This is a genomic window from Frigoribacterium faeni (genome assembly GCF_007988805.1).
Taxonomy (GTDB): domain Bacteria; phylum Actinomycetota; class Actinomycetes; order Actinomycetales; family Microbacteriaceae; genus Frigoribacterium; species Frigoribacterium faeni.
In genome coordinates this window covers 21,491-32,358 of the sequence record NZ_BJUV01000032.1, presented here as the reverse complement: position 1 = coordinate 32,358, position 10,868 = coordinate 21,491, and the positions used below count along the sequence as shown (strand labels likewise).

Genomic DNA, 10,868 nt, shown 5'->3' with positions numbered 1-10,868 from the left:
AGGGGGCCGGGGCCCGCGTTCCCGGTGGAACCCCACCCCGCCCCGGCGAGGTGGGGTCTTCCGCGCGCCCGGACCCGGCCGGGGCGAGCCACCGGGCCGCCGCCGCCGGGCCGCCGCCCGGCCGCCCCGCCGGAGTGAAACCACGTTCTGCAGGTGAAACCACGTATGAACGTGGTTTCACGTGCAGAACGTGGTTTCAGCCGAACCGGACTCAGCCGGCCCGCGACTCGGGGTACTGCTCGGCGTCCATGTCGGGGAACCGCTCGCCCGGCGAGCTGGGCCGCGCCGAGGGTCCCTCGAGCCCGTCGATCCGCGCGCGCAGGTCGGCCACGAGGTCGGCGTCCTCGATCACGACGAGGGAGTCCGGCTCGCCCGAGACGACCATCTGACTCGCCGGCCCGAGCAGCACCTGGAAGCGTCCGACCTCGCCCTCGGGCGTCAGCGCCGGCAGCTCGACCGAGTCGGACCGACCCTTCAGGGCGAGCCCGCGAGCGTAGGCCATGACGGCGTCGGCGATGTCGTCTCCTGTGACGATGTACTCGTCGGCGTAGTGGATGCGTTTCACGGTGCCCTCCCGGCTGATCCGCCTCCGGGTCCCATCCCGACGGCCGCGGTCGCTCGTGGACGACGGTACCCGCGCCTCCTCGCCGCGGTCCCAGCCGGGAGAGCCCCCTTGCGTCCGGCCCCCGGACATGATCCGGAGACGCGAGCCCGCGGATCAGCCGCGCAGCAGGGTGTCGCGGGGGTACTCGCCGAAGCGCTGCACGTAGCTCCCCGAGAACCGTCCCAGGTGCGAGAAGGCCCAGCGCCGCGCCACCTCGGCGACGGTGACCTGGTCGGGCGACGAGATGCGCAGCTCGTCTCGGACCCGCTCGAGGCGGATGCCGCGCAGGTACTCCGTCGGCGTCGTGTCGAGGTGGCGACTGAACGCCTGCTGCAGCCCGCGCGGGGTGACGCCCACCTGCCGGGCGACGTCGGAGGGCGTGATGGGGAGGTGCGCATTGATGTGGAGGTACTCGACCGCCTCGCGCAGGCTGGCGTTGCGGGGCGCGAGGAGCGCCTCCTGCATGATCGTCGACGTGTGGGGGAAGGCCTCGAGCATCGACGCGGCGGCGAACCGCGCGGCCTCGAGACGCAGCAGCGGGGGCGCGGCCGGATCGAGGTAGGTCGCGGCGATGCGGCGCACCGCGGCACCCCAGCGCGCCTTCGCCGCCTCGGTCAGCGGGCTGGCGTGGTCGAAGACGAGCGAGCCGGGCAGAGCGCCCTCGCGCTCGGCCGCGACCTCGAAGACCACGGAGTCGTCGATGTGCACGAGGCTCTGCTCGTAGTCCTCGTAACGGAACCGGAACGGCTGGTTCTTCGGGACGATCACCGGGCTGCCGACCCCGAGGCGGTGCTCCTCGTGGCCGACGTCCATCGAGGCCGTGCCGCGGGTCAGCCAGTGCACGATGTGCTCGCCGACCGGGGTGACGGCGCCGGCCATCTCGCCGAGGAACTTGTTCGAGCGCAGCGTCAGCCGGGAGTCTCCGGTGGCGGTGTGCCGATACGCGAAGTCGACGTCGGTGATCCTGCCGGTCAGGCCGTCGCCGCCGTAACCGTCCGAGAAGAACTCGAGACCCTCGTCGAGGTCGCGTCCCTGCACCTCGAGGCGTACCCGCGCGTCGTCCCGATGTTCCATGAGATCGTCATTCTGTCGAATTGTTGACCTGGGTCCAATTCCAGATCGGGGGCTTGACGACGGGTCCCCCCTGTGCTCATGCGCACGCATGGAGATAACCGTGAAGCTGCCGGACGCCTCCGGTGAACCACCGGGTTCGGCGTAGCGTCGCAGCATGAGCGAACTCGATCCGATCGACCTGACCACCCTGCGCGGAGAGGCCACCACCTTCGGCGCGTACAGCGACAAGGTCGTGCTGGTCGTCAACGTGGCCTCGCGCTGCGGGCTCGCGCCCCAGTACGAGAAGCTCGAGGAGCTGCAGCGGACCTACGGCGAGCGCGGGTTCACCGTGCTCGGGTTCCCCAGCAACCAGTTCCTGCAGGAGCTGGGCTCGGCCGAGGCGATCGACGAGTACTGCTCGGCGACCTGGGGCGTGACGTTCCCGATGATGGAGAAGGTCCGGGTCAACGGCCGCAGCGAGCACCCGCTCTACACCGAGCTGAAGAAGACGGCCGACGCCGACGGCAAGGCCGGCAAGGTGAAGTGGAACTTCGAGAAGTTCGTCATCACCCCGGGAGGCGCGGTGCACCGCTTCCGACCGACCACCGAACCCGACGCCCCCGAGATCGTGTCGCTGATCGAGTCGTCGCTGCCCGCCTGATCGACGTGACGCGGCCCGCCTGATCGGGCCGCGCCTCCTCAGGTCAGCAGGTCGACCGCGAGATACCCCGCGTAGCCGCCGCGGGTGCGGCCCACGCGCCGGCCCGAGGTGAGCACCTCGCCGGCGTCGGAGGCGACCACGGCGACGCCGGGCGTCGCGCGCAGCCGCTCGACGAGCACGACGTCCTCGTGCAGGTCGAGCGGGTCGAAGCCGCCCGCGGACCGGTAGGCGCTGGCCCGCACGCCGAGGTTGGCGCCGTGCACGTGACCGTTCGGCCGGCCCGGGGTGTGCCGTGCCGTCCAGGCGGCGATCTGCTCAGCGCTCAGGTCGGCGAAGTCGGGTCGCACCGTGCCGACCATCACGTCGGCGCCGTCGTCGGCGAGCGCGAGCTGAGCGGACAGCCAGTTCGGCGGGACGACCGAGTCGGCGTCGGTGTTCGCGATCCAGATCGCCGGCTCGTCGACGCCCTCGTCGACCAGTCGGTGCACCGCGACCTCGACGCCGGCGGCTCGGGCGACGCCGACGGCGCGTCCCCGGGTCTCGACGACGGTCACGTCGGGGTCGCGGCGGGCGATCGCGGCGGTGTCGTCGGTGCAGTCGTCGGCGACGACCACGGTCAGGACGCGGAGCTCGGGGATCTCGGCGCGCAGGTGCTCCCGGGCGACGGCGAGGGACGCCAGGCAGCGCGCGATCAGCTCGGCCTCGTTGCGCGCGGGCACCACGACGGCGACCCCGAGGAGGCGCGGGCCGGTCACCGCAGCCCCGTCCGGTCGGCCACGGACCGCGGGTCGCGCGACCGCACGTCGAGCACGAAGTCGGCCTCGACGTGGTGCACGAGCGACGACAGGCCCGGGCGGCGCGCGAGGGCGGCGTGCACGTCGTCGGCGCTCTGCCGGAAGTCGTCGGCACCGTGCCGCCAGTGGCAGGCCACGACCGTGCCGGCCGGCGCGAGCACCCGCTCGACCTCGTCGAGCAGCCGCTCGAACTGGTCGGCGTCGAGGTAGTAGCCCACCTCGCTCAGCAGCACGAGGTCGACGGGGCCGTCGGTCGGCAGACCGCGGGTGACGTCGGCGCGCTCGACCCGCACGTGCGGTCGATCGGCCAGGCGGGCGCGGGCATGGCCGACGGCGACCTCCGAGACGTCGAGGGCCAGCACCGCGTCGGCGCGGTGGGCCAGCTCGGCGGTGACGACGCCGATCGAGCAGCCGATCTCGAGCACCGAGCCGTAGGTCTCGTCGGGCAGGGAGGCGAGGGTGAGCGCGCGCTTGCGGCGCTCGTACCAGCGCGTGGTGACGCCCCAGGGGTCGGCGCGGCGGGCGTGCGTCTCGTCGAAGCGGGCGGCGGCGGGCCGATCCGGCGCGGGCGCGGGCGCGCGGCGGACGAGGTACTCGGCGTCGCGCGCGAAGTGCACGAGGAAGTCGGGACGCAGCACGGCCTCGTCGCCGGCGCTCCCCGAGAGGGGACGCACCTGCGACGCGTACCGGTCGAGCGCGCGGGCCGCCGCGTCGCGGGCCGGGGCGTCGAGCTCCACCCGGACGAGGTCGCCCCACGGGACGTCGGGGTGCTCGGGGGCGCCCCAGTGCCAGAGCCAGATCGGGTACTCGAACAGGGCCGGGGCGCTCCCGGCGCCTCCGTCCGCGTCCGCGCCCGGCCCGACCAGGTCGGCCGCGATCTCGCCCAGCACGCGGTGGTCGCGGTGACCGTCTCCGCGCCAGGGGGCGAGCACGAGGGTCGGGCGACGCTCGGCGACGATCGAGGCGAGGCGGGAGCGGAGGTCGGCCCGCGCCTCCTGCAGTCCGCCGTCGGCGACGCCGAGCAGCACGAGCTCGATGCCGGCGCCCAGCTCGTCGAGGGCCGCGCGGGCCTCGGCGGCGCGCTCGACGCGGAGGGCGTCGGTCGACGTCGTGGACGAGCCGGGGTGCGAGGCGGCGCCGTCGCTGACCACGACCACCGTGACCGCGCGCCCGGCGCGGGACGCGAGCGCGATGAGGCCGCCCGCGCCGAGGGTCTCGTCGTCGGCGTGCGCCGCGAGCACGAGGACGGGGCCGGGATCGCCGAGGAGGCGCGGGTCGGCCGGCAGCGCCGTCAGCCGTCCGTCGTCGGACCAGGCCGCGACGGGCTCGGCGGGGTCGCGGGCGTCGAACCTCACCACGGGGCCACCGCGCTGCCGGCGTCGGCGTCGGCGGAACGGGCCCCGGACACCGCGAGCTCGCGGAGCTGGCGCCCGAGGGAGGCGTCGTCCGCGTCGGCGTGGTGCTGGCGCAGGTACAGCTCGAGGTCGGCGACGCGCTTGGCGTGGGCGGCGTCGGCCACGAGCGGGGCGGGGCCGAGGGCGCGGCCGACCCGCGTCAGGACGTCGTCGGCCACGTGCGCCACCGTCGCCCGGACCCGTTTGGCGAGCAGCCGGCCGGCGTCGCCGGTCGCCTCCCCCGCGTCGACGAGCTCCGCGGCCTCGGCGAGCGCGCGTCGGGCGTCCGAGAGCCGTTCGTCGACCGCGCCGAGCGCCGCCGCCGTGAAGGGGTCGGGCTCGCGGCGCTGCACGGAGCGGTGCAGGGTCCGGGCCACCCCGACCGCGCCGCCGTACCAGCAGGCGGCGACCGCGATGCCGCCCCATGAGAACCCGGGCCGCTCGAGGTACCAGCCCGGTGCGCCGACCGGGCGTGCCGCGACCCGGTCGAACCGGACCGGACCGGAGGGGATCTCGACGAGCCCGCGGGCGTGCCAGGCGCCCTCGACGACCTCGACGCCGGGCTGCTGCAGGTCGACCGCGAAGAGCCGACGCTCGTCGCCGACCCAGGCGGTCACCAGGGCGGAGTCGAGCACGCCGGCGAGCGAGCACCAGCCCTTCTCGCCGCTGAGGGTCCAGCCGGCCGCGTCGCCCGACGGCTCGGAGGGCGCGGGCGAGGCCTCCAGGCGGGCCCCGGGCACCTCGGCGGCGAAGACGCCCCAGCTGCGTGCGGACTCCGAGGAGGCGCGGGTCGGCTCCCCCGCCTCGCCCGCGTCGGCGGCCTGCGTCAGGATCGCGATCGCGTCGAGGTGCGGCTCGACCGCTCGGGCGGCGCCCAGGTCGTGGGCGGCGAGGGTCGCCAGCGCCCGCCACAGGTCGGCGGTGCGCCCGGCCCCGGGGACCGGCGCCGCGCCTCCTCGGCTGGTGAGGTCGACGGCGAGTCGGAGCGCACCCGCGACGTCGGAGGGCGACGCGTCGGAGACGAGTCGCGTGAGGCTGCCCGGGTCGGCCGGGGCGGAGAGACGCATCCCCCGACCGTAGGCCGCTCGCCGCGTCACGGGCCGTCGGGTCGGAGCATCAGAGCCGGATGGTGCGGTCGACGAGTCCTCGCGCCACGTCGGCGAGCTTGAGCTGCTTGCTGCGGGCGTGCACGCGGATGAGGTCGAAGGCGTCGTCGGTCGACACGTCGTGGGTGTGCGCGACGACGCCCTTGGCCTGCTCGATCACCACGCGGGTGCTCAGCGCGGTCTGCAGCTGCGCGCGCACCATGTCGCTGTCGCGGAGGGTCCGTTGCTGGAGCACGCCGATCGTCGCGACGTCGGCCAGCGCCTGGGCGACCCGGACGTCGCGCGGGTTGAGCTCGCCGACCGTGGCGCGCATCAGGTTGAGCGTGCCGATGACGGTGTCGCGCAGGCGGAGCGGCAGGGCGTAGATCGCGTGGAACCCCTGGGCGGCGGCGACGTCGCCGAACTCCCCCCAGCGGTCGGGGGTGTCGGAGACGTCGATCAGCGACACGACCTCGCCGGACGTGAAGCAGTCCCAGCACGGACCGCTGCGGGCGTCGAGCTGCAGGGTCTCGACGAGGGCGCTGCCCTCGCTCGTCGACGCGACGACCTCGAGGTCGCCGTCGTCGTCGGCCAGCAGGATGCCGCCCGCCGTGACGTCGAGCAGGTCGTGGCAGGTCTCGAGCAGGGTCTGCATCAGCTCGATGACGTCGTACCCCGCGACCAGGGTGTCGGCCAGGGTGGCGAACGCCTCGACCAGGCGCGCTTCTCTGGAGGTCTCGCTCATCGTGACTCCTCGATGCCGCTCGGGCGGACGGCGAAGCTGAGCCGTCCGGCGAGGACGTCCTCGGCCACCTGCCTCATCGTCCGTCCCTCGGCGAAGGCCCGCCCCTGGATCAGCAGCTCGGCGTCGGCGGCCGAGACGTCGACCTGGGCCAGAACCATGCCGGTCGCCTGGTGCACCCGCCGCCGCGACGACTTGTCGACGGCGACCTCCTCCTCCTGGGCGTCGGCCACCTCGCGCACGGCCTGCTTGAGGAGCTGGCGGCTGACCTCGGCGGCGAGCAGGCAGGTCTGATCCTCGTGCAGGGCCGTGAGGGCCTGCGGCAGCGCCGTGTAGAGGTCGATCGAGCCGAGGCCGAGCGGTCCGACCGTCAGCGGGAACGCGAAGAGACCGCCGATCCCGTCGTGCTCGATCGCCCGCGAGAAGGCCGGCCAGACCCGTCGCGGTCTGTTGCGCACATCGGGCTCGAGCACGGGGGACCGCTCGGCGAGGGCGTCCCAGCAAGGCCCTTCGCCGAGGTCGAACTGCAGCTCGTCGAGGCGCGCGGCCTGCGGGTCGCTGGCCGCCACCGTCTCGGTGCGCAGCAGATCGCCCATGGTCGCGATCGACACGCCCGTCACGGGCAGGACCCGGAGGAAGGGGCCCGCGAGGTCGCCACCGGTCGCGGCGGCGCGACGGAGGGACTCGAGGGCGTCGATCATGGCGTCAACCACGCGCTCGCCCGGGCGGGCCCTGTTCGTTCATGGACGCCACGGTACTCGTCTCGCGTTCGTCCCACAGGTGTCGTGCGGAAGAAGTCCCGGCGAGCCGTCCGGTCGGCGGGTCCCGTGCACGGGCGGCGCGTCCGCGCAAGGGGGTGTCGCGACGACCGGCGGGGTGCGAAGCTTGATGCGGGATCACTCCCCCGGCCCCCGGGAGACCCCGCGTCGGCCGGCCCTGGTCGCGCACCCCCGACGGACGGGCCCCATGCAGCTGATCACGCTCCGACTGGACGACCGGGTCTACGCGGTCGACCCGGCCCAGGACCTCGCCGCGCTCCGCGCCCGACTCGTCGACGCGGTCCGGCACGAGGCGGACTTCGTCGAGTTCCGCACGATCACGAGCGAGCGCGTCGCGGCCCTGGTCGGCGAGCGGACCGTCGTCGTCGTCGAGGTCGTCTCGATCGCCGAGCAGTCGCTCGCGGGCGATGTCGAGGACGCTCCGCCTCTCGACCTCGACGAGTACGCGTAGGCGACCCGTGCCTCCTGCCGGTCCGTCCACCACCGGCCCGAGAAGGACCCGGGAGGCGCGGGTCAGCGGAACGAGGCCGCCACGCCGTTCCGGTGGTAGTCGAACACGATGCTCGTGCGGGTCGACGCGACGCTCGGCTGCGCCGACAGGTGGTCGACCACGAACGTGCGGATCTCGGACGAGTCCGACACTGCGATGTGCACGATGAAGTCGTCCTGACCGCCGAGGAAGAACACCTGCAGCACCTCGGGCAGGCTCCGCACGGCCTCCGAGAACGCGGTGATCGCGGCCTGCCGCGACCCCGGCCGGAGGGTGACGCCGACGATCGCCTGGAGCGGACGCCCGATGCGGCGCTGGTCGACGCTGGTCAGGAACCCGGTGATCACGCCGCGGTCGATGAGCGAGCGGAGCCGCGTGTGCGCGGTCGACGGCGCGACGCCGACGGCCGCGGCGAGCGCCGCGTTCGACAGCCGACCGTCGGTCGCGAGCGCGTCGAGCAGACGGCGGTCCACCTCGTCGAGGTCGGCGGGAGGGACGGCGGGACCCTCGGACGGGCGAAGATCGTTCGGCGTGGTCATGCGCAGCACCCCTGAGGCTGTCGTTTCGAGTCGATGACGGGATTCTCGCAGAATCTTCTTCGGTCGAAACACGAATGAAACGAATGATCGCCAGCATCGTCTCAACGATCAGCGACGACCGGCCCCGCGAGGGCCCCGATCCGACAGGAGACCCCATGCGCGTCGGAGTGCCCACCGAGATCAAGAACAACGAGAACCGGGTGGCCATCACCCCCGCCGGCGTCGACGCCCTCGTCCGCCGCGGCCACGAGGTGCTTGTCGAGAGCGGCGCGGGCGTCGGCTCGCGCATCCTCGACGCCGACTACCTCGCCGCCGGTGCGACGATCGTCGCCACGGCCGCCGAGGTCTGGTCGGGCGCCGACCTGCTGCTGAAGGTCAAGGAGCCGATCGCGGCCGAGCACCCCCTGCTGCGCGAGGGCCAGGTGCTCTTCACCTACCTGCACCTCGCGGCCGACCGGGAGCTGACGGAGGCGCTGGTCGCCTCGGGCACGACGGCCGTCGCCTACGAGACGGTGCAGCTGCCCGACCGGTCGCTGCCGCTGCTGCAGCCGATGAGCGAGGTGGCCGGACGTCTCTCGATCACGGTGGGCGCCTACCAGCTGATGCGCGCCTCCGGCGGTCGCGGCACCCTGCTCGGGGGCGTCCCCGGGACTCCGCGGGCGAAGGTCGTCGTGATCGGCGGCGGCGTCGCCGGAGAGCACGCGGCGGCGAACGCCCTCGGCCTCGGCGCGGACGTCACCGTGATCGACCTCTCCCTGCCGCGGCTGCGCGCCCTCGAGGCCCGCTTCGACGGGCGCATCCAGACCCGGCCGTCGACGCCGCTCGAGATCGCGGCGCAGGTGCGCGAGGCGGACCTCGTGATCGGCTCGGTGCTGATCCCCGGCGCGGCGGCGCCGAAGCTCGTGACCGACGAGATGGTCGCGAGCATGAAGTCGGGGGCGGTGCTGGTCGACATCGCCATCGACCAGGGCGGCTGCTTCGAGGGCTCGCACCCGACCACGCACGACGACCCGACGTTCGCCGTGCACGACGCCGTCTACTACTGCGTGGCCAACATGCCCGGCGCGGTGCCCGAGACCTCCACGCGGGCGCTGACCAACGCGACCCTGCCCTACGTCGTGGCGCTGGCCGATCGCGGCTGGCGGGCCGCCACGGCGGCGGACCCGGCACTGGCGGCCGGCGTCAACGTGCACGCCGGCGCCGTGACCAACGCGGGCGTCGCCGCCGCGCTCGGCATGCCTCTCGCGTCGCTCGAGCCGCTCGGCGCGTAGCGGTCGGCCGCGGCCCGGCGGCAGACTGGCGCTATGGACGAGATGCGCGTGCTGCGAGCAGACGATCCCGGACGGGCCGAGCTCGAGGCGGCGGGGTGGACCCTCGCCGGGGAGTCGTGGGGGGCGCGGCTGACCGTCGCCGCGCCTCCTCGGCTGCTCGAGGCACGGGCCGCCGTCGAGGCCGCCCGGGCGGCCGGGTTCGAGGTGCGCGAGCTGCGGGAGGTCGAGGCGGACGCCGTGAACGAGCTCGAGGCCGCGACGCAGGCCGACTACCCGTACACGCCGGCGACGGCCCGCGAGCACCTCGACCTCGACGCGGCGCGCACGCTGTTCGCGGGCGACGGGCGGGTGTTCGGCGCCTTCGACGACGGCCTGCTCGTCGCCGTGACCGCGATCGAGCGACGGGGCGGGCACGCCGAGACGGACTTCACCTCGGTGCGGTCGACCCACCGGAGTCGCGGGCTGGCCGTCGCGGTCAAGGCCCTGTCGGTGGTCACGCTCGCCGACGAGGGCGTCCGCACCTTCGGCACCGGAGGCGCGCAGGCCAATGCGGGCAGCATCCGGATGAACGAGGCGCTCGGCTACGAGATCCACGAGCGCTGGGTCAGCCTGCGGCGCGCTGCGGCGGGCGGGGGCTCGACCGAGCCTGCCGGGATCTGAGCCCGGAGCCGACGGCCGCCGCGGCGTCGGGTCAGAGGAGGACGGCCCCGAAGGGCAGCACGAACGAGATGAATCCGATCGCCGCGGCGACCCCGGCCGCGAGGAAGCCGATCAGCGAGAGGGTGGTGCCCCGGAGGGCGGGATCGACCCGCAGGTCGGCCCGGGCCCGGAACGCGAGCACCAGGGCGACGACCGCCACGGGCACGCCCACGGCCCCGCCGTTGATCAGGACGAGCGAGGCGAGGCCGAGCACGAACGCGGCGATCGCTGCACCGGACCAGGCGGCCGGGCGCGGCTCGGCGACCGTCGGTCGATCGATCTGCGTCTCCATGCGACCCCCTCGGTCGAGCCGATCGTAGCGCCATGCCGGGCCCCGACGGAAGACACGCCGACGCGGTTGCGCGAGCCGGATCGGCCTGCTTACACTCGCCTCTGATCGAACGTGTGTTCGAACGAGAGGCGGGCCATGAACATCTCCACCACCCGATCGGCCGTCGCGCTCTGGTTCGACGACGGGCTGCCCGCTCGACTCGTCCACGACGGCGTCCGCTGGCGGGTCAGCGACACCCCGACGCCGCTCGTCGACGAACCGCTGTTCATCCACGAGCTCATCACGCACCCGCCGCAGAGGTTCCTCGGCTGGCGGTTCCAGGCGACCGCGTCCGACGGCACGACCCACATGTTCGAGGTCGTCCGCGACGCCGCCGGGCACTGGCTGCTGGGGCGCCTCTACGACTGAGCGGGGCTCGGGCCGGCGCCGCGGAGACGTCGACTCCGGGCCCGGGCCCTCGCTGCG

The 10,868-nt window shown here is 74.2% G+C and carries 14 protein-coding genes; 5 read left to right on the top strand and 9 right to left on the bottom strand.

The annotated features are described in order from the left end of the window. Positions 1-211: 211 nt before the first annotated feature. Positions 212-565: a hypothetical protein gene (locus FFA01_RS13075; RefSeq protein WP_146856629.1), complete on the bottom strand. Its 354-nt coding sequence runs from the start codon at positions 563-565 to the stop codon at positions 212-214. A gap of 153 nt (positions 566-718) precedes the next feature. Further along, positions 719-1,678, bottom strand: coding sequence for a helix-turn-helix transcriptional regulator (locus tag FFA01_RS13070; protein WP_167627384.1), 960 nt, complete (start codon positions 1,676-1,678; stop codon positions 719-721). Positions 1,679-1,832: 154 nt separating this feature from the next. Between FFA01_RS13070 and FFA01_RS13065 the strand changes: the two genes are divergently transcribed. Next, entirely contained in the window at positions 1,833-2,318 is a 486-nt protein-coding gene (locus FFA01_RS13065) for a glutathione peroxidase (protein WP_146856627.1), read from the top strand. Between the two features lie 38 nt (positions 2,319-2,356). On the opposite strand, the gene FFA01_RS13060 is transcribed toward FFA01_RS13065, so the two are convergent. The 5 genes from FFA01_RS13060 to FFA01_RS13040 are packed head-to-tail and all read right to left on the bottom strand — an operon-like array spanning position 2,357 to position 7,034. Then, the gene (locus FFA01_RS13060; protein ID WP_146856626.1) at positions 2,357-3,073 is read right to left on the bottom strand and encodes a glycosyltransferase family 2 protein; all 717 of its coding nucleotides are present in this window, start codon (positions 3,071-3,073) and stop codon (positions 2,357-2,359) included. Next, a complete protein-coding gene (locus FFA01_RS13055; protein WP_146856625.1) occupies positions 3,070-4,470 on the bottom strand; it encodes a PIG-L family deacetylase in 1,401 nt (466 codons plus the stop codon). Before FFA01_RS13055 ends, FFA01_RS13060 begins: the two co-directional genes overlap by 4 nt. Continuing rightward, positions 4,464-5,573, bottom strand: a complete 1,110-nt coding sequence (locus tag FFA01_RS13050; protein ID WP_182501189.1) for an acyl-CoA dehydrogenase family protein — start codon at positions 5,571-5,573, stop codon at positions 4,464-4,466. The genes FFA01_RS13055 and FFA01_RS13050 overlap by 7 nt, the downstream gene beginning before the upstream one ends. A 49-nt stretch (positions 5,574-5,622) precedes the next feature. After that, the gene (locus FFA01_RS13045) at positions 5,623-6,336 is read right to left on the bottom strand and encodes a GAF and ANTAR domain-containing protein (RefSeq protein WP_146856624.1); all 714 of its coding nucleotides are present in this window, start codon (positions 6,334-6,336) and stop codon (positions 5,623-5,625) included. Continuing rightward, complete coding sequence (locus FFA01_RS13040; RefSeq protein WP_146856623.1) at positions 6,333-7,034, bottom strand: GAF and ANTAR domain-containing protein; 702 nt, start codon at positions 7,032-7,034, stop codon at positions 6,333-6,335. The genes FFA01_RS13045 and FFA01_RS13040 overlap by 4 nt, the downstream gene beginning before the upstream one ends. A 265-nt stretch (positions 7,035-7,299) precedes the next feature. Between FFA01_RS13040 and FFA01_RS13035 the strand changes: the two genes are divergently transcribed. Further along, positions 7,300-7,563, top strand: a complete 264-nt coding sequence (locus FFA01_RS13035; protein ID WP_146856622.1) for a hypothetical protein — start codon at positions 7,300-7,302, stop codon at positions 7,561-7,563. Between the two features lie 62 nt (positions 7,564-7,625). On the opposite strand, the gene FFA01_RS13030 is transcribed toward FFA01_RS13035, so the two are convergent. Further along, a complete protein-coding gene (locus FFA01_RS13030) occupies positions 7,626-8,141 on the bottom strand; it encodes an Lrp/AsnC family transcriptional regulator (RefSeq protein WP_146856621.1) in 516 nt (171 codons plus the stop codon). A gap of 155 nt (positions 8,142-8,296) precedes the next feature. Here FFA01_RS13030 and ald point away from each other — a divergent pair, with 155 nt between their 5' ends. After that, positions 8,297-9,412 carry an alanine dehydrogenase gene (gene ald, locus FFA01_RS13025; protein WP_146856632.1) on the top strand — a complete coding sequence of 372 codons (1,116 nt, stop codon included), beginning with the start codon at positions 8,297-8,299 and terminating at the stop codon, positions 9,410-9,412. 33 nt (positions 9,413-9,445) lie between these two features. Then, the gene (locus FFA01_RS13020; protein WP_146856620.1) at positions 9,446-10,072 is read left to right on the top strand and encodes a GNAT family N-acetyltransferase; all 627 of its coding nucleotides are present in this window, start codon (positions 9,446-9,448) and stop codon (positions 10,070-10,072) included. 31 nt (positions 10,073-10,103) lie between these two features. Here FFA01_RS13020 and FFA01_RS13015 read toward each other — a convergent pair whose 3' ends face one another. Further along, positions 10,104-10,403 carry a hypothetical protein gene (locus tag FFA01_RS13015; protein ID WP_146856619.1) on the bottom strand — a complete coding sequence of 100 codons (300 nt, stop codon included), beginning with the start codon at positions 10,401-10,403 and terminating at the stop codon, positions 10,104-10,106. A gap of 135 nt (positions 10,404-10,538) precedes the next feature. Between FFA01_RS13015 and FFA01_RS13010 the strand changes: the two genes are divergently transcribed. Beyond that, positions 10,539-10,811 (top strand): hypothetical protein, encoded by a 273-nt coding sequence (locus tag FFA01_RS13010; RefSeq protein ID WP_146856618.1) that lies wholly within the window; start codon positions 10,539-10,541, stop codon positions 10,809-10,811. Positions 10,812-10,868: the final 57 nt, after the last annotated feature.

Coding starts and splice junctions, on each gene's coding strand:
- FFA01_RS13035 (WP_146856622.1), top strand. CDS start 7,300: ATGCAGCTGATCACGCTCCGACTGGACGACCGGGTCTACGCGGTCGAC.
- FFA01_RS13040 (WP_146856623.1), bottom strand. CDS start 7,034: ATGATCGACGCCCTCGAGTCCCTCCGTCGCGCCGCCGCGACCGGTGGC.
- FFA01_RS13065 (WP_146856627.1), top strand. CDS start 1,833: ATGAGCGAACTCGATCCGATCGACCTGACCACCCTGCGCGGAGAGGCC.
- ald (WP_146856632.1), top strand. CDS start 8,297: ATGCGCGTCGGAGTGCCCACCGAGATCAAGAACAACGAGAACCGGGTG.
- FFA01_RS13015 (WP_146856619.1), bottom strand. CDS start 10,403: ATGGAGACGCAGATCGATCGACCGACGGTCGCCGAGCCGCGCCCGGCC.
- FFA01_RS13010 (WP_146856618.1), top strand. CDS start 10,539: ATGAACATCTCCACCACCCGATCGGCCGTCGCGCTCTGGTTCGACGAC.
- FFA01_RS13070 (WP_167627384.1), bottom strand. CDS start 1,678: ATGGAACATCGGGACGACGCGCGGGTACGCCTCGAGGTGCAGGGACGC.
- FFA01_RS13030 (WP_146856621.1), bottom strand. CDS start 8,141: ATGACCACGCCGAACGATCTTCGCCCGTCCGAGGGTCCCGCCGTCCCT.
- FFA01_RS13020 (WP_146856620.1), top strand. CDS start 9,446: ATGGACGAGATGCGCGTGCTGCGAGCAGACGATCCCGGACGGGCCGAG.
- FFA01_RS13050 (WP_182501189.1), bottom strand. CDS start 5,573: ATGCGTCTCTCCGCCCCGGCCGACCCGGGCAGCCTCACGCGACTCGTC.
- FFA01_RS13045 (WP_146856624.1), bottom strand. CDS start 6,336: ATGAGCGAGACCTCCAGAGAAGCGCGCCTGGTCGAGGCGTTCGCCACC.